We start from the raw sequence: 20,865 nt of genomic DNA, 5'->3' as shown, positions 1-20,865 counted from the left end.
GCCAAGTCACACATCTGTCACTTGGCGTTGTTGCTTTACACCCAGTCGATCGTTTCGCCAGCGTGTTTTTCACATTCTTGTTTCACCATCGCAATCAATTCCAGCCCTGTTTTTGAACAAATCCAGTTTTGGTCGATCAGTTTGAAATGGAAACCGCCTGACTTTGATGCCAGCCAAATTTCATGCATTGGCTCTTGGCGGTTAATAATAATTTGGCTGCGGTCATCAAATTCTAACGTCATCACATTGCCTGAGGTTTCGTAATCAATGTCGGCACCTGCGTTGTCTATCGCTTGTTCAATGATTTCTAGCTGCTCATCGACAAGTTGGTGAAATTCAGTATCGTTCATCCTGTCTATCCTATTGCTTTTCCTGATTGTGGTGCGATTATAGGGGGCATTGACTCAATAATCACGACATGCAAAATGAAAAAATCAATCGCTGCACTTTTTATGTTGTCACTCCTTGCTCTCGCAGGGTGTGGTCAAACCGGGCCGTTATACATGCCAGCAGAGCCTGAGCAGAGTGAACAACCTCAGCCATAGTCATTGATTTAGCTTAAAGGAAACGAATTTTGGATTACTTCAATTATCAGGACGATGGTCAGCTTTGGGCTGAAAATGTCGCATTAACAGAGTTGGCTGAGCAATACGGCACGCCTTTGTATGTCTATTCTCGCGCTACTTTAGAGCGTCACTGGCATGCTTTTGATAAGTCGGTAGGCGAACACCCTCATCTGGTGTGTTATGCGGTGAAGGCTAACTCAAACTTAGGCGTATTAAACACGTTGGCGCGTTTAGGGTCAGGTTTTGATATTGTTTCGGCAGGAGAGCTAGAGCGTGTTGTGGTGGCGGGTGGTGACCCGGCGAAAGTGGTATTTTCTGGCGTAGGTAAAACGGAAGCGGAAATGAAACGCGCGTTGGAGCTCAAGATTAAATGCTTTAACGTTGAATCAGAGCCTGAATTAGCACGTTTAAATAAAGTGGCTGGCGAGCTGGGTGTGAAAGCACCGATTTCACTGCGCATCAACCCTGATGTGGATGCACAAACCCACCCTTATATTTCAACCGGTTTGCGTGACAATAAGTTTGGTATTGCTTTTGACCGTGCACTGGATGTTTATCGCTTGGCACAAAGCCTAGAGAATCTCAGCATTCACGGTATTGATTGCCACATTGGCTCTCAACTGACCGCCATTGCCCCTTTTATTGATGCAACCGATCGCTTACTTGCGTTAATTGATCAGCTTAAAGAGGAAGGGATCACCATTAAACATTTGGATGTTGGTGGTGGTTTAGGTGTGGTGTATCGCGATGAGTTACCCCCGCAGCCTTCCGATTATGCCAAAGCCTTGTTGGCGCGTTTGAGTAACCATCAAGATCTCGAACTGATTTTTGAACCGGGACGTGCTATTGCGGCTAACGCGGGCGTGTTGTTGACGAAAGTAGAGTTTCTCAAACATACCGAACACAAAAATTTTGCCATTATTGATGCGGCGATGAACGATTTGATGCGCCCAGCGCTTTATCAAGCTTGGCAAGATATTGTTCCTGTTGTGCCGCGCCAAGGTGAAGCGCTAACCTATGACTTGGTTGGGCCTATTTGTGAAACCGGTGACTTCTTGGGTAAAGATCGTTCATTGGTCTTGGATGAGGGAGATCTACTGGCGGTTCGCTCAGCAGGAGCTTACGGTTTTGTGATGTCTTCGAACTATAATACACGTACTCGCGTGGCGGAAGTGATGGTGGATGGTGCACAAACCCACCTTGTTCGTCAGCGTGAAGCACTATCGAGCCTATGGGCATTAGAGCGTATTCTGCCGGAGTAAATTGAAGCATTATGCATTTCCATTTTTCTAAAATGCACGGTTTGGGTAATGACTTCATGGTCGTTGATTGCATTACACAAAACGTCTTCTTCTCCCCTGATTTGATCCGCCGCTTGGCGGATCGTCATACTGGCGTGGGGTTTGATCAGCTATTAGTGGTTGAAGCGCCGTATGATCCGGAAAGTGATTTTCACTACCGTATTTTTAATGCCGATGGCAGCGAAGTCGAACAGTGTGGCAACGGCGCACGTTGCTTTGCTCGCTTTGTGCGGATGAAAGGGCTGACCAATAAGTACAGCATTGGAGTCACGACTAAAAAAGGCAAAATGGTTTTAAATGTTGAAGAGGATGATCAAATCACCGTCAACATGGGCATACCAGAATTTGAGCCTAATAAGATTCCATTTCGAGCCAAACAGGCAGAGAAAACTTACATCATGCGCGTTGAAGAGAAAACCTTGTTCTGCGGGGCGGTGAGTATGGGCAATCCGCATGTGGTGACAGTGGTGGAGGATGTGACAACCGCTGAGGTTGAAATTTTGGGTCCACTGCTTGAATCTCATGAGCGTTTTCCAGAGCGTGTTAACGCAGGCTTCATGCAAGTGCTGAATCGAAATGAAGTGAAGCTACGTGTTTATGAACGTGGCGCGGGTGAAACTCAAGCGTGTGGCAGTGGCGCGTGTGGCGCGGTTGCCGTTGGTATTCTTCAAGGGTTATTGGCGGAAGAGGTGACAGTACACTTACCTGGTGGCTCGTTAGAGATCCACTGGCAAGGGCCGGGTAAGCCACTCTATATGACAGGCCCTGCGACTCATGTGTTTGATGGTCAAGTCTCTTGTTAGGGTTAAGTAAGATAAGGAATCATTTTGTCACACGTTGAAGCGGATGCACTCACAGCCGAAGTTGTGGCTGAATATTTACGAGATCACCCAGATTTTTTCCTCCAGCGTTTAGAGCTGGTTGACAGGCTCTCCTTGCCGCACCATCAACAAGGTGCGGTCTCTTTGGTGCATGTACAACTGAATCGTCAGCGCCAGAGAATTGAGGAGTTAGAGGAAGAGATCACCGCCTTTATGTCATTAGCGGCCAATAATGACCGCACTTTCCACGAATTTATGGATCTGCAAGAGCAGATCTTAAAATGTCATTCAATGCCGCAAGTATGCAAGGCAATAGAAAACAAAGCGCAAACCTTAGGTTTGGTAGCGTATATTCGTTTACTGGCCTCGCCTGAAACCGATTATCAATTGACCCAAGAGCAATGGCAGCGTTTTTCAACTAACCATTTTAATGGCAAAAATGCTTATTTAGGGCGTATGAAAAAGTTGGATCGCCAAGCGTTATTTGGTGAACAAACCGCTGTGCCAGAAATGGGTTCGTATGTGGTGCTACCATTAGGTAAGCGCTCATCACAAGGCGTATTAGCGTTTGCAAGTGAAGATGGCGGCCATTTTCAACCGAGTATGGATACCCTCTTTTTACGTCATTTGGCGTTAGTTCTCTCTCATTTAATTGAGACTCTATCTTGGCAACCGATTGAGCATGACCGAATCAGCCACACCTCTGCCTAACGGCTTACAGCAGCCCTTAACTCGCTTCTATGAATATCTGCGGAGCGAGAAAGGGTTGAGCTTGCACACCCAACGCAATTACAAACAACAGCTGGAAACCATGGCGCAGCATTTGGTGCAGATGGGGCTGAATCAATGGCAACAAGTCGATGCCGCTTGGGTGCGACAGCTGGCGAGCAAAGGGATGCGTGAAGGGATGAAAGCCAGCAGTTTAGCGACGCGTCTCTCTTCATTGCGCAGTTTTTTTGATTTCTTGATCTTGCGTGGTGAATTGACAGCTAACCCGGCCAAAGGCGTTGCAGCACCGCGTAAAAAACGCCCGTTACCGAAAAACTTAGATGTGGATGAAGTCGCACAACTACTCGAAGTCAAGGATGATGATCCGCTATCAGTGCGCGATCGAGCCATGATGGAATTGATGTATGGTGCTGGGTTGCGTTTAGCGGAGCTCGTCAGCATTAACGTAAAAGACCTGAGCTTTAGCCGCGGCGAGATTCGAGTGGTGGGTAAAGGGGATAAAGAACGTAAGGTGCCTTTTGCTGGCCAAGCCAAAGAATGGGTGGCGCATTGGTTGAAAATACGGACGCAGTTTGCGAACGCTGATGAGCAAAGCTTGTTTGTTTCAAAGCTGGGTGTTCGTATTTCGCATCGCAACGTACAAAAACGCATGGCCGAGTGGGGGCAAAAGCAGGCGGTGGCTAGCCATATTAGCCCACATAAACTGCGCCACTCTTTTGCGACTCACATGCTTGAATCGAGCAATAATTTACGTGCTGTGCAAGAGTTGCTGGGTCATGAGAACATTTCGACGACGCAAATCTATACTCATTTGGACTTTCAACATCTTGCGCAGGCCTATGACCAAGCGCACCCAAGAGCACGTAAAAAGAAACAGAGCGAGTAACGCATGCACTTTTATCGCAATATCGGCCCCATTAGAGCGATGAGCTTTGATTTGGACGACACGCTGTATGACAACCATCCAGTGATCCGTCATGTTGAGCAGCAAATGGTCGTGTGGCTGCACACTCATCATCCGCTTTCCGCGACGCGTCCGATAAGTTGGTGGCAGCAACTTAAACAGCAACTGGCGCTGCAAGAGCCACTGCTCGGCCATGATGTCACTCAGTGGCGATTTAAGCAGATAGAACAAGGCTTAATTCAGTTAGGCTATTCGCCGCAACTTGCTTTACAGGCTGCGCAGAATGCCATTGAAGAAGTGTTGCGGTTACGTCACTTAATCACGGTGCCAGAGAAGACGCACCGCGTGATGACCGAACTGGCAAAGCGCATGCCGTTAGTGGCGATTACCAACGGCAATGTTGACCCGCACAAAATTGGCTTGGGGCATTATTTTCAACAAATTTTTAAAGCGGGTCCCGATGGCTTGGCCAAGCCGTATCCGGATCTTTTTGACAAAGCGCAGGCTGCATTACAGCTACCTGCAGCCTCGATTTTACACGTTGGTGATCATCTGATAACCGATGTGCAAGGCGCAAAAAGCAATGGTTTCCAAGCCTGTTGGTATAACGATCAAGGCCAAACCTTGCTCGCCAGTCGTAAGGCCAAAGTTTTGCCTGATATTGAAATCCATCAACTGGATTCATTACTGCAGCTTTAGGGCGTGACCGCTTTTATCCGCTTGAAAAGCCTTGAGATAGTAAGTAAAAAACGCGCGTAACTCTCTCGCGTTATTTGGTTCTCCAAGAGAGTTGAGCAGCTCAACGCCCACTTCTAACGTGCATAAATGACCAGCATCTTGATTTCGCCTTAATCCATACTGAGAGATTTGATTTGGGGTGAGGTGTAGCTGCGGTAAATCGGATAACCAAGGGCTCTTATTGAGCATCTTCTTGGCTTCTTGCCATGTCCCATCCAGGATAATAAACACGATTTCCTGAGTGTCAGACGTTGAGAGAGATTGGTATTCGGTGAGCGATTGACTGCGCGTCGAAGGGAAAATAACCACAGCGTTTAACTTCTCATCCAGAATTCTCTTTTGTAATGATTTCGCCGTAGAGACTCGGTCCCAGATGTACACTGAGGAATTGGGCAAGCTACGCAGCAGCAGTTTGCCAGTATTGGTCGCTCGATGCGGTTCATTTTCATGCATTAGTAGTGCAATGCGCAGTTGGCTATCCAGTGTTGGTTGCAGTGAACAGAGGCATTGATAGCTAAAATGGCAAACTGGGCAAGGGCACGGTCTGGTCACTTATGGTGTCTCGATATTTTCAGAAAATAACGTTAAACCGCCATTGGCGATAGGGTAGAGAACATCGCCCACCTTCTCTTTTTCTGCTTTCAGTTGGTAACCAGTGCGAGTAAAGATACGTTCAGAAAGCAGATATTGTTGCTGGTGGCGCGTCATGACAACTTGGATCTGATTTAGGTTTAATGGTTGCCAAAACCCCTTTTCAACGGTCGATGGCTGACCATCGTTGTAGTCATAATGAGTGCTAGCAGTATGATCCGCATTCAGTTGCAAACGAATCGTGAAATCCCTATTTTGGGTCGAAGTAGCATGATAAGCCCCAACCCATGGAAGCGTCGCATCACTATTACCTAAGGTGGCACACCCCTGATAGCTTTTCTCACCGACCTTTAAGGTGGAACTCCAGCCGTACAGCGAGTCACTCATCCCGTCACTGCACATTTTTTGTGTGAGGAGCAGCGAACCTTGATTCATTTGGTACTCGCGCTTGGTTTCGGATAGCTGACTTTTTGTGATAGCGAATGTTTGAGTTTCACCGCTGATGGTTTGAAAGTTAAGGTTTTTCCCTTCAAAGTGGATGGACCATGACGGTTCGTTGCCAAAAGCGCGTGTCGGTTTGAGTGGTTGATTGCAGCGTTTAGGATTTTCAGCACTGAGCATATTGATGCTGGTCACGTTGAAACGTGCGCTGGAATCGGCATCGAAGCCTGTGCGGCTTGGCGCTGATAAAGTACCAATGAGTTCGCCATACAAAGGCTGATAAGGCGAGCGAGCCAAACTCAAGGCTTGCTGAGTCTGCTGTGGTGTCAGTGCTAGCCAATATTGTTGATTGCTACCACAAGGTGTAAAGGTTTGCGCCTCATGACCTACCACGACTTCTCCACGCATAATAAAGGGCTGTGCTTTGATTGAACTGGGTTTATCCAAACTCGCCATCGGTACGGCTGGTGGCAGTGATGCGTTGTGTGTCGCACAGGCTTGCAGCATTAACGTGGTCAATAACAGCGCGGAACAGTGAAGCACTTTCATAGCAGACTCTTTTTGGGCAATGCAACGAGGCTAGATTATGGCACAAAGGCGCTGGCAAATTGAACTGATGGGTGTGAATTTAACAACCCGCGGACAAGAATCAGAGATAAATCGTGAAGCCGTTATGAACAAAAACACAGCGCTCAAATGGCGCTGTGTTTTGTGACCGCTCGTTACTGCAGGCTGCTGTTACAATAAATGTTCACGCAAATAGTGAGCCACGGCGTCTTCTGCATTGCTACCAATCACTGTGTTATTCGGCAGTGCATTGAACACTTTTTGATGCGATGTGCCCATCACCAAGCCTTTACCAGCCATCGACAGCATTTCCACATCGTTCATACCATCGCCAAACGCAATACAGTTATCTAGGGTCAGGTTTAATGATTCTGCAACGGCTTTGAGCGCATCCCCTTTCGACACTTCTGCTGCCATCACTTCCAAACACCAAGGTGTTGAGAAGGCGACGTTCAGTTTGTCGCCAAAAATATCGTTTAAGCGTTCTTCAAACTGAGCTAATAACTCATGATCTTGCGCTGGGTGGGTGAAGAATATTTTGGCGACGCCCTCGGTAGGTGCGTTATTGACATCAAATACTTGGTAGCTAAAGCCGGATTCTTCGTGGAAATCACGCAGCGTTTCATCTTCTTTATTCAATAACCACGATTCATCTTGATAGATGTGAACAAAAATATCAGGGTTTTGCTTAAACACATCAATGACGGGCTGTACCAATTCTTGCGGTACATTTTTACTGTACATCAGGTTGTCATGTTGATCGTGAACGCGCGCACCATTGGAAGTAATCATGTAGGCTGGAATGCCCGCTAACTGGCGAATACCCGCCACATCAACGTGATGGCGACCGGTAGCGAAGATGAAAGTAAAGCCTTTTTGGTGAAGTGCTTGTAGCGTTTGCTTGGTGAATTCGCTCAATTGGTGGTTTGGCGCAAGTAGTGTACCGTCGAGATCGGACGCCACGATATGAATCGCGTGCTCTTTACATTCGGTGGTCATAAAACCCTCATTATCATGGTCGATTTGGTTTGCAGATCGCAGATGGTGGAGAAACTTTGGTGTGGCTTAGTTTACGCCATCTTAAAGAGGAAAAAGAGGGTAAAACTCTCAATTGAAATTTCCTCTATTTGCTCAGTTCTAACACCGTGATTAAACCGTGTTCTCAAGAGATTGGAATTGCTTAAATAGCTCATCAAGTGCTTGGTTTCGATAGCAATCCTTTTCAAAAAAGAGCTCATGCTTTGCTCCTTCAATGATAACCAGCTTGCTAAATGGATTGGTTTTCGCCAGCTTAGTGACAAAGCGAATTTGATCCGCATTACTGACAATCTCATCCTGCCCTGCTTGCAAGATGAGTGTTGGTAACTTCACTTGACGAGTCATCATTTGACACAGCTTCGCTGCCATGAGCCCTTGCCATACCCAGCACGTGCTAGGGCCGCCGACTTGCAATTCGGGTTTGCGTTGGTACAGGTCTCGAAACCATTGGTAACGCACCTGACTTTGACTTAATGGGTTAATCTCAAAAGGCTTTGCCGAATAGGCTTGATAGCCTGGCGCATAGGTTGGTTTGCTATACATCGCCGTCAGCACTTGGCTCAGTGTCATGGCGATAGGACGTAATTGCCATGGCATGTTGACACCAAACATTGGCGCGCTGAGCACCATAGCCGCAAATGGGTGTTGAGGGTATGTTTGTACATACCGGGTCGCAATGGCACCGCCCATCGAGTGGGCGACGAGAAAACGTTGTGCATAATGGCTTAAGTCAAAGTGCTCAATGACACGCTGCATGTCTAAAATGTAGTCATCAAATTCACCGACATGGCCGATTTGTGGATCGTCGATTAATCGATCAGAAAGCCCTTGGCCACGGTGATCAAAAGAATAAATATCATAACCTTGTTGGAAAAAATCATAAAATAGCTCCTGATATTTCCAGCAAGATTCAATTCTTCCGTTGACGACGAAGATCGCCTTTGAGTGTTGAGGCGAGGTAAGTTTGCACCAATAAAGTTTTGTTTTATCAGCAGATTTGATAAAACCTTCTTCTCTGGAGTGCCAGAAATCGGCAATCGTGGTATTGATCACTTGCTCAAAGAAAGACTCTTGAGTATAAGGTGGGGAGTTTGGACTCGTCTGATTCATAGATTATTCTTATTGGACAGATTCGAGGAATAGTTCATTTTTAGGCTAGATTAGTCTAGTTGAGAGGAATTGCAATGGATACTCATGTTTGGCTTGCCTATGTGGTGACCGCGATACTGTTTAGTTTGGCGCCGGGTTCAGGTACGGTCAATTCCATCAGCAATGGCCTTAGCTACGGTACACGTAAATCACTAGCCGCGATTGTGGGTTTACAATTGGGTTTGGCTTTTCACATCATGTTGGTGGGAGCCGGAATTGGTGCCTTAGTGGCACAATCAGCCATGGCATTTAGTGTGATTAAGTGGGTTGGTGCTGCGTATCTGGTGTGGTTAGGTGTTCAAAAATGGCGTGATCGTTCAAGTATGATGACCAATGCAACGGCTCAAATGCAAACGAGTTGGTCTTTATTGCGTCGAGCGGTGTTGATCAACCTGACAAATCCTAAATCCATCGTCTTTCTGGTGGCGCTTTTTCCACAATTTATTGACCCAACCCAAGATCAGTTCATTCAATTGTTGGTGTTAGGCGTGACCACGGTAACCATTGATTCGATTGTGATGCTTGGTTACACCTCCTTAGCCGCACGAATGGGGCGCTTTATTCGTTCAGAGAGTGTCATGAGTAAGATTAACCGAGTATTTGGCTCGATGTTTATTGGTTGTGGAGCGCTACTGGCAGTGGCGAAGTCCTAAGATGGCTATGTCTCAATTATTAGTTGTTAATCACTAATGCATTATTCTTATGTCGCACGACAACCGATCTTAAATGCCAAGCAGCATACGCTTGGCTATGAATTGCTCTTTCGTGATGGGGAAAAAAACGCGTTTCCAGCGCACATTGAGTCGAATCGAGCCACGTATCGCTTGATCGTCGAAAACTTTCTTGCGGTGGGGATCAATCCCAATATTCCCAAATCACGTTGTTTTATTAATTTTCCCTACAAGAGTTTAATTCGCCGTCTGCCTTTAACGTTGCCGCGAGAACAAATTGTGGTGGAAGTGCTCGAAACCTGTGAGCCGACGGATGAACTGCTTGAGGCGATTAAAGAGTTGTATCGGCGTGGCTATCTGGTGGCGCTGGATGACTTTGTGTATGCGCCAGAATGGGAACGCTTTCTGAGTTATGTGCACATCGTCAAGCTCGATATTATGGCGCTGGGCTTAGATCACGCTTGCGAGTTTGTACGTCAGCGTTTAGCGGAAGGCAGTAAGCGTCGTTATTTAGCGGAACGAGTTGAAACGGATCACCAGTTCACCGTGACACGTAATGCCGGTTTTAGCTTTTTCCAAGGTTATTTCTTTAGTAAACCAGAAATGATCAAGCAGCGTTATGTTGGACCAGAGCAGATTATCGCCTTGGAGCTGTTTCGAGAAGTTTGTAAGCCAAATGCTGATTTTGAACGGATTGAATACATTGTCGCGCAAGATGTAGCGCTCTCATACAAGTTGCTCAGATTCGTCAACACTATGTCTGATCGCTTATCCGTGCCGATTTCCTCTTTTCGTCAAGCCTTGGTCTATCTTGGTCAAGATAAACTCAAAACCTTTGTATCACTAGCCGTTGCTTCATTTGTCTCAGCTAAAAAGCCGAAAGAGTTGTATAACCTCTCTTTGCAACGTGCTCAATTTTGCCAATTAATGTCTGGGCATCCTTCATTTCGTCAACATCGCGAGCAAGCTTTTTTAATTGGTCTTTTTTCTGTGTTAGATGCCTTACTGGATATTTCAATTGAAGAGCTGGTTGCGCAGTTACCCTTGTGTGACGTAGTCAAACTAGCATTGCAAAAGCGTGAAGGACCCATTGGCGAGCTGTTGGCACTTGAGGAGTGTTTTGAGCAAGCGGACTGGCAAGGAGTGGAAAGCCATTGTGATCTGCTAGGGCTTGAATTAAATCAAGTCAGTGATGAGCTTTCGGCGGCGCAGCGCTGGAGTCAAGATATTCATCGTTTGCTGTAATAAATTTCGTGCGAATATAAAAACCGCCGTCATGAGCGACGGCGGTTTGCCCAAACTTAGGGTTTATTGCAGCCAAGCATTCAGCATCCATACCAGTTTCTCTTGTTCGCGGATGTAGTCACTCATCAGTGCTGAAGTGCCTTCATCTCCCGCCTGCGTCGCAATTTCAAGAATTTCTCGTTGCTGGTGGATCAATACACTGAATCCCTTAACCAATCCTTGCATGGTTTCTTGACCATTAGTTGCGTTAGTGTGTTCTGACACTTGTGCTGTTGCTAAATAGGCGCTGAAGCTATGCAACGGTTGATAACCTAAAGTCAAAACTCGTTCCGCTAACTCATCAATTTTGACCTGTATGTCAGTGTAAATCTCTTCAAATTTTGCGTGCAGTTCAAAGAACTCTTTTCCTTTGATATTCCAATGGTAACCACGAGTATTCATATAAAACACTTGGTAGTTAGCCAATAATTGGTTTAACGCTTGTGCAAGTTGTTGGCTTTGGTTGGTATCTAAACCGATCAAATTTGTTGTCATGTGTTCACCTCGTTGTCATGGATAAGTGATTTCTCTTGTTAAGCATTAGATTGCACCTTGAAGTGAACAAAATAAATTCGTTTTGATTGATTTATTCGATAGGTATTAGCTATTAATTATAATGGCATTAGTGATCCTTTACCGATAACTGACTTGCGGATTACATAGCCAACTATTTCAACTTTATAGTAGAAACCTTAAAACACTGTGGATAGGCACTATGACCAAACGAGTTATTTTTTTTGATTTATTGCGCTGTTTGGCGGCTGTAGCGGTGATCGGTATTCATGTGTTGGCCCCCTATCGGCAGCAACTCGGCGATATTCCTTTTGAGCAGTGGGTGGTTGCGGTTGGCATCAATAGTGTAAGCCGTTGGGCTGTGCCAGTCTTTATATTGATCACTGGAGCCTTAATGCTCAGTGATCGTCGCCCTTTTGATGCGCGTTATTATGTTCAGCGACGTCTTGGCAAAGTTTTGCTGCCATTTATCGTTTGGTCGCTCTTCTATACTTATTTGTCCGGCTGGAGTGCGAGTGGATTTGATGGGCAAGTTGCAAAGGCGGTGCTGAGTAACAGTACGCACCACGCAACGTATTACCATTTAGGTTTTTTTTATTACTTTATCCCACTTTATTTTGTGATCCCTTTTCTACAACTGCTGGTCCGAAGAGTTGATGATAAAGCGCTGTACGCATTAGTTGCCGTGTGGCTGCTGACGACCACCTTATTTTTATGTGGTATTGATGGCCCTTGGAGCAATGAGCTATGGCTGTTTGCTGGTTATTTACCGTTGGGTTACTTGCTTTATCAGAAGGTGCCACTCAACCGAGTAACGCTATGTATGGCGATTCTGCTTGGCTGTCTGGCACTATTGACGACGGTATGGATGGTGGTCAGCCACAGTGTCGCAGCGGGTGAGTATACGATTGGTCGCTGGCTCTCTTATAAAACACTGAACGTTGTGTTAGCCGCCAGCATGATATTTATAGTGTGTCGATATTTTGCTGAGAGATTGCCCGCTCGTGCTAAGCAAGTCGTAAGTGTGATAAGCCAGCACAGCTTAGGCATCTATTTATTACATCCCATCTTTCTATGGCCTGTAAAAGAGTATGGGTGGGATCAAGGGAATCCCGCATGGGTGATCCCGTTATGGATTCTCGTAAGCGGCGCAGGATCACTGGTGGTGAGTATATGGGTTGCTCGCTCTGCAAAAACACGTTGGTTATTACCTTAACGTTTGAGTGCAAAGTGTAGAAACTTGTGTCCGCAATAAGTCAGCATTCCTTGGTCGCCTGGGTTAAGTGCATGGTAATAATGCACGCCGACTTGAAATTCCCGCTTTGGGCCAAGTTTGCCTTTTTGGACGTAAATCCAGAACTCCTGATCCTCTTCCCCAGGACGAGCATGAGGGATGACGATGGCTTGCTTGTCGATAATCGTGACATTAGCAGTGCGTTCGGGGGCGTTTTCGCCTTGTACATGGCGACGATAGAAATAGCTAAATACCCAAATAGCAGAGATAACTAACAAAGCGACAACGATAAGTAATGAAAGCGGCATGGTGAACTCCTTAGCGATGAAGGCGACATTTTAGCGTGCAACATATGGCAAAGGAGTGTTGCTTGCTACTAAAGCGTGAGTTTGATTGGTTTGACGGTTTTTTTTCCGGCGGATATCACATTTCCTCGGCAGGTTAGCGAGCAAAAATGCTCAACTATCTCGTGGGGAAGTATGATAAAAATAGATGGAGCGCCACCAGAGTTGGCACAGGAGGGCGATAATGTCAGATATTGAGAAAGTGGTTTTGCGAACGCGTCGATTGGAAAGCTTGTTGAGAGAGCAATATCACGCTGAGGGGAAGGGGTTACATCAATTGGTGACTAGCTGTGAAGAGCGTTTACCACATGATGTGGTGGGCAAGCTGAGGTTCATTGCCACTATTCGTAACAAAGTTGTGCATGAAGATAACTATCAGTTAGAAGATCGCAAAGCATTTCTTCGTGTGTGTGATGAATGTGAGAAGGAGCTGACTCCGCGCAGCGGTCGCTTTATTTGGCGCGTAGCCATTTCATTAATGACCTTAATCACGTTAGCGGCGCTTCTTTTTTACTATCTTCATTGGGAAGCCCTATCGAAACACGTCACAATGCCATAAATGGTATTAGGTTGTTTTACTCAATCGTTAGATAAAAAAAGAGGACACGAAAGTGTCCTCTTTTTTTATTGGGAATTAGATACTTAGTACATCATTGGCAGTGTCATTAGGCCTACGATAACCGCGATCATTACAAGTCCCTGTTTTTGAGATGAAGAAATCATAACACTGCTCCTTTATTCTGTGGTTTCATTCTATGAATATGAGAATAGCACTACTTTGTTTAGTTGATCAACCTCAATTTGATGAAGTATCCAAAATAACACCTTAACATAATCATATTCAGGGAATATTGGCAATGTTTAGTGCTTGTTTTGGTGTGTTTATATAATGTTCTTCTTGGTGTTGTTTTAATCTGTATTTATTTAATTCGTTGAATTTGTTTAATTTTATTAGGTTAATGTGATGTTGCTTGTATGGTTTTTTTTGGTTTTACTATCTTAGGTGGCTTATCATTGTCAGAGTTTGGTGAATTCTCATTTTTCGAGAAAAATTAATTTAATAATGAGATGTTCTCGCCAATAAAATTGGTTAAACCAGTTTTTTTGCTAGTTAGTAAGTCAGTTGTTGCTGTTTTTTTATTAGAGGCTTTAAGTTCTGGTTTTTCTTTTGGTTTTTTGTCTAATTCATTGTTTTTATTTTTATTTTTATTTTTATAATTTCTGTTTTAGTGTCGTTTTTTGTTGGTTTTTCTTTGTTTGTGTATTGTAAATGAGAGGAATATCTCTGGGTGTCATTGTGGTGATTGAAAGTGAGGGTTAGTGAGCAAAGAGTGAGCTTTGATTGTTTTCGCCACTCTTTGTTGTTGAATAAAGCCAACGTTCCGATTCGCTAGCAAGATCCAATTTTTGCGTTCATCTGCTGGACTTCAATGATGACATGCCTACACTGACCGCAGATTTTTAAAGGGGAAATGAGATGTGGAGTTGGCTCTCCGTTGCTTTGTCTGGATTCATTAGTATTTCGGCTGTTGAAAGTAACAAAATCAAGCAAGCGGTAATGTTTAAAACACTCAGTATGCTGTTATTGGTGGCGATAGTTCTAAACCATACCACGCAGCTCACTTCTCCTATCTTATGGGTCACGCTCGGTCTGCTTATTTCCGCAATCGCGGACACATTGCATCTGTTGCAACGCTACTCAAAACTCTGTTTTGCTAGCTTTCTTGTCGCACAGTTGATGTACAGTAAAGCCTTCTGGGCGCAACTTTCTGACACTATGGTGTGGTGGCTACCTGCCCTTTTGATTGCGACCAGTATTGTGGCTTTTTTCCTATTGCTGCCGCAAATTGACACCTTGATCTTTCCCGTAACCATTATGGGTATGATGTTAGTTCAGTTGGCGTGGGCGGCGGGAGAGTTGTGGCTGCAGACGCAAACAGTGCCTGCCTTTGCCGGGTTTGTTGGCTGTCTGGTGCTGATGCTCTCGGCCAGTTTGTTAGCCATTCACGATTACCGCAGGCCATTGCCTTGTGGGCGCTATCTTATTTCTGGCAGCTATTTATTAGCGCAAGCGTTAATCTCTGCCTCGGTGGCCTTGTAAACATTATCGCGTCATCTATATCGTTACTTTCAGGAGCATCGAAATCTCATGACTGGGCTGATATACTGCTGCCACTTTAAATCGATGTGAGTAGTGAGAGATGGATATTTTATCGGCGGCGACCATGCTTTTTTTGATCATGGACCCGCTTGGCAACCTGCCGGTCATGCTCTCCATCTTAAAACACCTTGATCCCAAACGTCGCCGTGTTGTGCTTGTGCGCGAACTTTGTTTTGCGTTGATCATTTTGATGCTGTTCTTGTTTGCTGGCAAAAACATCATGGGTTTTTTGCACGTGCAACCGGAAACTCTCAGCATTTCTGGCGGTATCATTCTCTTCATCATCTCGATTAAAATGATTTTCCCTAGTGCAGGTAGCATTACTGGATTAGCTGCGGGGGAAGAGCCCTTTATCGTACCGATGGCAATTCCGATGATCGCGGGTCCTTCAGTGATTGCGGCCTTACTGCTTCTTTCGACTCAGCACCCTGACAAACTCCTTGAGCTGTCAGCCTCTGTACTGCTCGCGTGGGGCGCCACTTTCATCATTTTGATGTTCTACGGTTTCTTCCACAAAGTGCTGGGTGAACGCGGTTTAAAAGCGGTCGAGCGTTTGATGGGATTATTGCTAGTTATGATCTCAACGCAAATGTTCTTAAATGGCGTAAAAAGCTATATGGGGCTGTGATTCGGGGATAAAAAAGCCGCCTATCGTGTGAACTTGAAGCGGCTTTTCCTATGTTGCTTTCTTTATGCCGTTAACTTACGTCATGTGTTTGCGGCGGATATCGAGCAGCGCGAAGACTCCAAATACCAGAATCGACCATTTTTCCCAACGGCTCATGCTGATCTTGTCACCAAACGCACCGATAAAAATCAGCATTTGTAGCCCGTGCATAATGAACAAAAATGCCGTCATAATATAAAGTGCAATCGCCGCTTTACCGGGGAACGGCATGAAGATATTCAGTAATAGAATCAACCAAACAAAAGCAATCGCCGCTTTTGCAAGTACCAGTAACACTCTCATTCCGAGCTCCTCTCAAATAGTCGATAACTGACTTGGCCTGCGTTTTTCTCACGGTGCAGATGCCAATTAGCAGGGATGCCTTCTAGCGCCAATTCTTTTTCCGTCTCAATATAAATCAGCGCTTCATCAGCAAGCCAGCCATTTTGTTCTAAAAGCGAGACGGCTTCGCTTAATAAGCCTTGGCGAAAAGGCGGGTCGATGAACACTACGTGGTGAGGCGTCCCTTGCTGCTTGAGAAAGGCCAGCGCATCACTATTTATCGCTCGTAAGTTGGTCGCGTTGAGCGCACCAATATTGTGTTCAAGCTGTTTGAATGCCGTCGGGTTGAGTTCAATCAGCGTCACGGATTCTGCTTGCCTTGAGGCGGCTTCAAACCCAAGGCTGCCAGAGCCTGCAAATAAATCTAAGCAGTGTGCACCAGGGATCTCCTGTGCTAACCAGTTAAAAAGAGTTTCTTTGACGCGATCCGTCGTGGGACGCAGACCTTGGGCATCATGAACAGGCAGTTTACGACCTCTCCATAAGCCACTAATAATGCGAACAAAGCCCGTTGAAGGCTTATTTTGTGATGAGTTTTGTTGGCGACGTCTTACCATAGATTTTTTGACCGCTAATAAAGTGATACTATACCCAATCTGCCAACCCGAAACGGGTTTGGTATAGCCATTGAATTTCAATAATGACAAAGTTTACCAATCTAATTGGAAAGTTTTCACTGCTTTGTCATTTTTCTTTTTCTTACGAGGGATAATCCTTCAAGAAAAGGGTCGTAGTTAGTTAGGTAGATCTAGGATATCCCCAGATGACGGAAAAAAAGAAACGTGGATTACTCTCTTGGCTCGGTTTTGGTGACGAAGAATCAAGTAAATCAACCAGCGAAACAGAACAAGTGCTTGAGCCATCTACGCTTGTCGAACCAGTTGATGCTGAGCAAGAACAAGAAACGACGGCAGTTGCTCAACCCATCGAAGAGCCACACACTGCGCTAGCAGAAGCAGAAGCAGAAGCAGAAGCAGAAGCAGAAGCAGAAGCAGAAGCACGAATTCAAGAGCAAGAAAAACCCAGCGAGAGTTTTTTCGCACGCTTAAAACGCAGCCTTAGCCGAACCAAAGCCAATATTGGTGCGGGTTTCTTTGGTCTGTTTAAAGGTAAGAAAATTGATGATGAGCTGTTTGAAGAGCTGGAAGAGCAACTGCTGATTGCCGATGTTGGGATGGAAACCACACTCAAAATCATCAGTAATCTGACAGAAAAAGCCTCTCGCCACGCGTTGAAAGATGGAGAGGCACTCTACGGTTTATTGAAAGACGAAATGGCCGACATTTTGGCCAAAGTAGAGCAACCGTTAGTGATCGATAGCCAAAAAACGCCCTACGTTATTTTAATGGTCGGCGTCAACGGCGTAGGCAAAACGACCACGATAGGTAAGTTGGCCAAACAGTTTCAAGCTCAAGGTAAAAAAGTGATCTTAGCGGCGGGCGATACTTTTCGTGCTGCGGCTGTTGAGCAGTTGCAGGTGTGGGGCGAGCGTAACAACGTACCAGTAATTGCGCAGCACACTGGCGCAGACAGCGCATCAGTGATTTATGATGCGATTGAGGCCGCCAAAGCACGTGGCGTGGATGTGGTGATCGCCGATACCGCTGGTCGCTTGCAAAACAAGAGCAACCTCATGGAAGAGTTGCGTAAAATTGTGCGCGTCATGAAAAAAATTGATCAATCAGCGCCGCATGAAGTGATGCTGACGTTAGATGCCGCTACTGGGCAAAACGCCATCAGCCAAGCCAAACTCTTTAGTGAAGTGGCCCCGGTGACTGGGATCACATTAACCAAGCTGGATGGCACGGCGAAAGGCGGCGTTATTTTTGCGCTGGCCGATCAGTTTGAAATTCCGATCCGCTTTATTGGGGTTGGCGAAGGGATTGACGATTTACGTCCGTTTGAAACGCAGCAATTTATTGAAGCTCTGTTTAGCCGCGAAGAGTAAGTGTGCGTGGGTGCTCAATGAGCACCTCATCATCCAATGGAGACTGGTGAGAGGAATAGCGAGTGATTAAGTTTCAACAAGTCAGCAAAGCGTATCGCGGAGGCCGTCAGGCGCTGCAAAAGGTCGACTTTCACCTACGCCGAGGAGAAATGGCGTTTTTGGGTGGGCACTCCGGAGCCGGTAAAAGCACCTTGTTGAAGTTAATCTGTGCGATTGAGCGTCCAACCGATGGGCGCATCAGCTTTAACGGTCACGATATTACGCGTATTCCCAATCAAGATATTCCCTTTTTACGCCGCAACATCGGCATCGTGTTTCAAGATCATCGCTTACTGATGGACAGAACGGTTTACGACAATGTGGCATTGCCAATGCGCATTGAATCGATTTCAGAAAATGAAATTAAGCGTCGCGTCTCAGCCGCGCTGGATAAAACTGATCTATTAGACAAAGCACGCTGTTTACCGAGCCAACTTTCTGGAGGTGAGCAGCAACGAGTGGGTATCGCAAGAGCGGTCGTGAACCGACCTACCTTACTGCTGGCCGATGAGCCTACGGGTAACTTAGACCCAGAGCTTTCTAACCGTGTGCTTAAACTGTTTGAAGAGTTTAACCGTGCCGGAGTCTCTATTTTGCTTGCGACGCACGACATCAGCTTAGTCAACACGCGTCCTCAATATCGTCATTTAGAACTTAACCAAGGTTTTTTAAGCGAGGTAGAAGACTATGGCCGTTAAGTCGTCGAATAAAAGGAATGCCAAAGCACGTGAACCGAAACGGGCCAAAACCGATAGTTTCTTAGCCATCCACTTTAAGCAGGCCAAGGCCTCATTTTCAAGTTTATGGTCACGCCCACTCGGCAATATTTTAACGCTCGCCGTTATTTCGATGGCGCTTGCGATGCCAGCCTGTATGTACCTGCTGAGCAAAAATATCGCGTCTGTAGCCAATAATGTCACCAGCCCTGCTCAGATTAGTGTCTATCTACATGAGCGCACACCTGAAGCACGAATTATGGTGTTGAAAGATGAGCTAGAAAGTTTGGCCGATGTCGCCAGCGTGGAGTACATCTCACCGCAGCAAGGATTGGATGACCTGAGTCAATACGCCGGGTTTGAACAAGCCATTAGTTTATTGGATGATTACGCTTTACCTGGCGTGCTTATTGTTACCCCGCAGGTTGAGCAGCAAGAGCAAATCAAAGCGCTGGCGAAAAAAATACAAGCAGAACAAGACGTCACGGATGTACGCTTGGATGAAGATTGGCTTGCTAGGTTAAACGCCATTCGAACTTTAGCGGCGATCATTGTCGCGAGTTTATCGGTATTGATGTTGGGCGCTGTATTTCTCATTGTGGGCAACACCTTGCGCTTTAACGTACAAGCCAATAAAGAAGAGATCCAAACCATGAAATTGATCGGTGCCACCGATCGCTACATTTTGCGTCCTTATCTCTATGCTGGCATGTGGTTTGGCTTGTTGGGCGCATTCGCCGCTTGGCTGTTAACCGCTTTTGTGACTATTTTATTGAACGGTGCCGTTGAAGATCTTGCCCTACTGTATGACAGCCGTTTTCGTCTTATTGGCCTAAGTTGGGATGAATCCTTACTGCTGTTGATGCTCGGTACTTTCTTAGGATGCGTAGCGGCAAAAGTATCTGCGCAGCGTCATTTAAAAGAAATTGAACCAGTTTAGTTGAATATTGTCATATGTAGGCAATAACTGTTGGCTAGCTTTAGCCACAGCACTTGTATAGGCGACTTGTTTATGCATAATAGTTTCCCCTTGCTTGAATCTTGTTCATTTTAGGTTCAAGATTGTCGGGTTAAAAACATCCATTACTCCAGATCAGAAATTGATGAGGAATTGAATGACAAACCAAACGTATCAAATGGCTCTCGTTTCACAAGACAGCTTAGACAGCTACATTCGTTCAGTGAACAGCTACCCAATGCTGAGCGCGGAAGAAGAGCGGTCACTCGCAGAGCGATTACATTACAAAGGTGAAATTGAAGCGGCGAAAGGGTTGATCTTATCGCACCTTCGATTCGTTGTTCACGTTGCTCGTGGCTATTCTGGTTATGGCCTGCCCATGGCGGATTTAGTTCAGGAAGGCAATATTGGCTTAATGAAAGCGGTGAAGCGTTTCAACCCAGAAGTTGGGGTGAGACTGGTTTCCTTTGCTGTGCACTGGATCAAAGCTGAAATTCACGAATACGTGTTACGCAACTGGCGCATTGTAAAAATAGCGACCACGAAAGCGCAACGTAAGCTATTCTTCAACCTACGCAAATCGAAAAAGCGTTTAGGCTGGTTTAATAGCGGTGAAGTGGAAGCGGTTGCCCGTGAGTTGGGCGTTGACCCGGCTGAAGTGCGAGAAATGGAATCACGCTTAGCCGCGCAAGATGCCACCTTTGAAATGTCGGCGGAAGACGATGATTCGAGCTCTTCTTACACGGCACCTGTGCTTTATCTCGAAGATAAGCATTCGGATCTTGCGGATAACATTGAAGCGGCGAATTGGGAGCATCACACCAACAATCGTTTAAGCTTGGCGTTGGCTAGCTTAGATGAACGCAGTAAACATATTGTGCGCTCTCGTTGGTTGGATGATCAAAAAGCTACGCTACAAGAGTTAGCGGAAGAGTATGGTGTCTCAGCTGAGCGTATTCGTCAGCTAGAAAAAAATGCAATGAAGAAGCTAAAGGATGCTGTCGGCGAGTTCTAATCACTGACTCATTGTGAAGCGCATTAAAAACCGAGATCTTGCGATCTCGGTTTTTTTATTGTCACCCCTAAACCACCGCCTTGGGCGGTGGTGATTGAACCTTGGGGCTATTGCCCGCAGAAGTGCCC

The 20,865-nt window shown here is 45.8% G+C and carries 25 protein-coding genes; 16 read left to right on the top strand and 9 right to left on the bottom strand.

Features of this window, described 5'->3' with window-relative positions; genetic code table 11:
* Nucleotides 1–35: 35 nt before the first annotated feature.
* A complete protein-coding gene (cyaY, locus tag AACR75_RS10190) occupies nucleotides 36–350 on the bottom strand; it encodes an iron donor protein CyaY (RefSeq protein ID WP_017044535.1) in 315 nt (104 codons plus the stop codon).
* A 75-nt stretch (nucleotides 351–425) separates the two neighbouring features.
* On the opposite strand from cyaY, the gene lptM reads away from it, so the two are divergent.
* The 6 genes from lptM to yigB are packed head-to-tail and all read left to right on the top strand — an operon-like array spanning nucleotide 426 to nucleotide 5,020.
* On the top strand, nucleotides 426–545 hold the full coding sequence (gene lptM, locus AACR75_RS18605) for an LPS translocon maturation chaperone LptM (RefSeq protein WP_033197445.1): 120 nt from the start codon (nucleotides 426–428) through the stop codon (nucleotides 543–545).
* Nucleotides 546–574: 29 nt separating this feature from the next.
* On the top strand, nucleotides 575–1,828 hold the full coding sequence (gene lysA / locus AACR75_RS10180; protein WP_013855516.1) for a diaminopimelate decarboxylase: 1,254 nt from the start codon (nucleotides 575–577) through the stop codon (nucleotides 1,826–1,828).
* Between the two features lie 11 nt (nucleotides 1,829–1,839).
* Nucleotides 1,840–2,670, top strand: coding sequence for a diaminopimelate epimerase (gene dapF, locus AACR75_RS10175; protein ID WP_010319875.1), 831 nt, complete (start codon nucleotides 1,840–1,842; stop codon nucleotides 2,668–2,670).
* Nucleotides 2,671–2,694: 24 nt separating this feature from the next.
* Nucleotides 2,695–3,399 (top strand): DUF484 family protein, encoded by a 705-nt coding sequence (locus AACR75_RS10170; RefSeq protein WP_047690023.1) that lies wholly within the window; start codon nucleotides 2,695–2,697, stop codon nucleotides 3,397–3,399.
* Nucleotides 3,371–4,303, top strand: a complete 933-nt coding sequence (gene xerC, locus AACR75_RS10165) for a tyrosine recombinase XerC (RefSeq protein WP_010319873.1) — start codon at nucleotides 3,371–3,373, stop codon at nucleotides 4,301–4,303. The genes AACR75_RS10170 and xerC overlap by 29 nt, the downstream gene beginning before the upstream one ends.
* Nucleotides 4,304–4,306: 3 nt before the next feature.
* Nucleotides 4,307–5,020, top strand: a complete 714-nt coding sequence (yigB, locus tag AACR75_RS10160) for a 5-amino-6-(5-phospho-D-ribitylamino)uracil phosphatase YigB (RefSeq protein ID WP_019281800.1) — start codon at nucleotides 4,307–4,309, stop codon at nucleotides 5,018–5,020.
* Here yigB and AACR75_RS10155 read toward each other — a convergent pair.
* The 4 genes from AACR75_RS10155 to AACR75_RS10140 all read right to left on the bottom strand — a co-directional run bounded on the left by AACR75_RS10155 (nucleotide 5,006) and on the right by AACR75_RS10140 (nucleotide 8,806).
* Nucleotides 5,006–5,611 (bottom strand): tRNA-uridine aminocarboxypropyltransferase, encoded by a 606-nt coding sequence (locus tag AACR75_RS10155; protein ID WP_017042049.1) that lies wholly within the window; start codon nucleotides 5,609–5,611, stop codon nucleotides 5,006–5,008. The two genes, yigB and AACR75_RS10155, sit on opposite strands and share 15 nt — an antisense overlap.
* Entirely contained in the window at nucleotides 5,612–6,640 is a 1,029-nt protein-coding gene (locus AACR75_RS10150) for a COG3650 family protein (protein ID WP_047690019.1), read from the bottom strand.
* Between the two features lie 189 nt (nucleotides 6,641–6,829).
* The gene (locus tag AACR75_RS10145) at nucleotides 6,830–7,657 is read right to left on the bottom strand and encodes a Cof-type HAD-IIB family hydrolase (RefSeq protein ID WP_013855511.1); all 828 of its coding nucleotides are present in this window, start codon (nucleotides 7,655–7,657) and stop codon (nucleotides 6,830–6,832) included.
* 150 nt (nucleotides 7,658–7,807) lie between these two features.
* Complete coding sequence (locus tag AACR75_RS10140) at nucleotides 7,808–8,806, bottom strand: alpha/beta fold hydrolase (RefSeq protein WP_047690017.1); 999 nt, start codon at nucleotides 8,804–8,806, stop codon at nucleotides 7,808–7,810.
* A gap of 74 nt (nucleotides 8,807–8,880) precedes the next feature.
* Between AACR75_RS10140 and rhtB the strand changes: the two genes are divergently transcribed.
* Both rhtB and AACR75_RS10130 read left to right on the top strand, forming a co-directional pair.
* The gene (rhtB, locus tag AACR75_RS10135) at nucleotides 8,881–9,498 is read left to right on the top strand and encodes a homoserine/homoserine lactone efflux protein (RefSeq protein WP_026028289.1); all 618 of its coding nucleotides are present in this window, start codon (nucleotides 8,881–8,883) and stop codon (nucleotides 9,496–9,498) included.
* Between the two features lie 36 nt (nucleotides 9,499–9,534).
* A complete protein-coding gene (locus AACR75_RS10130) occupies nucleotides 9,535–10,761 on the top strand; it encodes an EAL and HDOD domain-containing protein (protein ID WP_013855508.1) in 1,227 nt (408 codons plus the stop codon).
* A 63-nt stretch (nucleotides 10,762–10,824) separates the two neighbouring features.
* Here AACR75_RS10130 and AACR75_RS10125 read toward each other — a convergent pair whose 3' ends face one another.
* On the bottom strand, nucleotides 10,825–11,295 hold the full coding sequence (locus tag AACR75_RS10125; protein WP_013855507.1) for a Dps family protein: 471 nt from the start codon (nucleotides 11,293–11,295) through the stop codon (nucleotides 10,825–10,827).
* Nucleotides 11,296–11,515: 220 nt separating this feature from the next.
* On the opposite strand from AACR75_RS10125, the gene AACR75_RS10120 reads away from it, so the two are divergent.
* Complete coding sequence (locus tag AACR75_RS10120; RefSeq protein WP_047690015.1) at nucleotides 11,516–12,529, top strand: acyltransferase; 1,014 nt, start codon at nucleotides 11,516–11,518, stop codon at nucleotides 12,527–12,529.
* Here AACR75_RS10120 and AACR75_RS10115 read toward each other — a convergent pair.
* Nucleotides 12,526–12,855 carry a DUF2500 domain-containing protein gene (locus tag AACR75_RS10115; RefSeq protein WP_017044543.1) on the bottom strand — a complete coding sequence of 110 codons (330 nt, stop codon included), beginning with the start codon at nucleotides 12,853–12,855 and terminating at the stop codon, nucleotides 12,526–12,528. The genes AACR75_RS10120 and AACR75_RS10115 overlap by 4 nt on opposite strands.
* 220 nt (nucleotides 12,856–13,075) lie before the next feature.
* Here AACR75_RS10115 and AACR75_RS10110 point away from each other — a divergent pair, with 220 nt between their 5' ends.
* The 3 genes from AACR75_RS10110 to AACR75_RS10100 all read left to right on the top strand — a co-directional run bounded on the left by AACR75_RS10110 (nucleotide 13,076) and on the right by AACR75_RS10100 (nucleotide 15,680).
* Nucleotides 13,076–13,450 (top strand): hypothetical protein, encoded by a 375-nt coding sequence (locus AACR75_RS10110; protein WP_026028288.1) that lies wholly within the window; start codon nucleotides 13,076–13,078, stop codon nucleotides 13,448–13,450.
* A 918-nt stretch (nucleotides 13,451–14,368) separates the two neighbouring features.
* Nucleotides 14,369–14,992, top strand: coding sequence for a lysoplasmalogenase (locus tag AACR75_RS10105; protein WP_013855503.1), 624 nt, complete (start codon nucleotides 14,369–14,371; stop codon nucleotides 14,990–14,992).
* Nucleotides 14,993–15,092: 100 nt separating this feature from the next.
* Complete coding sequence (locus AACR75_RS10100; protein ID WP_017048588.1) at nucleotides 15,093–15,680, top strand: YhgN family NAAT transporter; 588 nt, start codon at nucleotides 15,093–15,095, stop codon at nucleotides 15,678–15,680.
* A gap of 75 nt (nucleotides 15,681–15,755) precedes the next feature.
* On the opposite strand, the gene AACR75_RS10095 is transcribed toward AACR75_RS10100, so the two are convergent.
* Both AACR75_RS10095 and rsmD read right to left on the bottom strand, forming a co-directional pair.
* Nucleotides 15,756–16,022 (bottom strand): DUF1145 domain-containing protein, encoded by a 267-nt coding sequence (locus AACR75_RS10095; RefSeq protein WP_013855495.1) that lies wholly within the window; start codon nucleotides 16,020–16,022, stop codon nucleotides 15,756–15,758.
* Nucleotides 16,019–16,618: a 16S rRNA (guanine(966)-N(2))-methyltransferase RsmD gene (gene rsmD, locus AACR75_RS10090; RefSeq protein WP_026028287.1), complete on the bottom strand. Its 600-nt coding sequence runs from the start codon at nucleotides 16,616–16,618 to the stop codon at nucleotides 16,019–16,021. Before rsmD ends, AACR75_RS10095 begins: the two co-directional genes overlap by 4 nt.
* 206 nt (nucleotides 16,619–16,824) lie before the next feature.
* On the opposite strand from rsmD, the gene ftsY reads away from it, so the two are divergent.
* The 4 genes from ftsY (at nucleotide 16,825) to rpoH (ending at nucleotide 20,737) form a co-directional block, all read left to right on the top strand.
* The gene (gene ftsY, locus AACR75_RS10085; protein ID WP_047690012.1) at nucleotides 16,825–18,009 is read left to right on the top strand and encodes a signal recognition particle-docking protein FtsY; all 1,185 of its coding nucleotides are present in this window, start codon (nucleotides 16,825–16,827) and stop codon (nucleotides 18,007–18,009) included.
* Between the two features lie 62 nt (nucleotides 18,010–18,071).
* On the top strand, nucleotides 18,072–18,746 hold the full coding sequence (ftsE, locus tag AACR75_RS10080; protein ID WP_010316903.1) for a cell division ATP-binding protein FtsE: 675 nt from the start codon (nucleotides 18,072–18,074) through the stop codon (nucleotides 18,744–18,746).
* The gene (gene ftsX, locus AACR75_RS10075) at nucleotides 18,736–19,704 is read left to right on the top strand and encodes a permease-like cell division protein FtsX (RefSeq protein WP_013855492.1); all 969 of its coding nucleotides are present in this window, start codon (nucleotides 18,736–18,738) and stop codon (nucleotides 19,702–19,704) included. The genes ftsE and ftsX overlap by 11 nt, the downstream gene beginning before the upstream one ends.
* Nucleotides 19,705–19,879: 175 nt before the next feature.
* Complete coding sequence (rpoH, locus tag AACR75_RS10070; protein WP_013855491.1) at nucleotides 19,880–20,737, top strand: RNA polymerase sigma factor RpoH; 858 nt, start codon at nucleotides 19,880–19,882, stop codon at nucleotides 20,735–20,737.
* Nucleotides 20,738–20,865: the final 128 nt, after the last annotated feature.

It is taken from the genome of Vibrio sp. ZOR0018, from assembly GCF_963865925.1.
Classification (GTDB): domain Bacteria; phylum Pseudomonadota; class Gammaproteobacteria; order Enterobacterales; family Vibrionaceae; genus Vibrio; species Vibrio anguillarum.
Note: the sequence above shows the minus strand (reverse complement) of the source record. Positions and strands in the feature narration are given on the sequence as shown.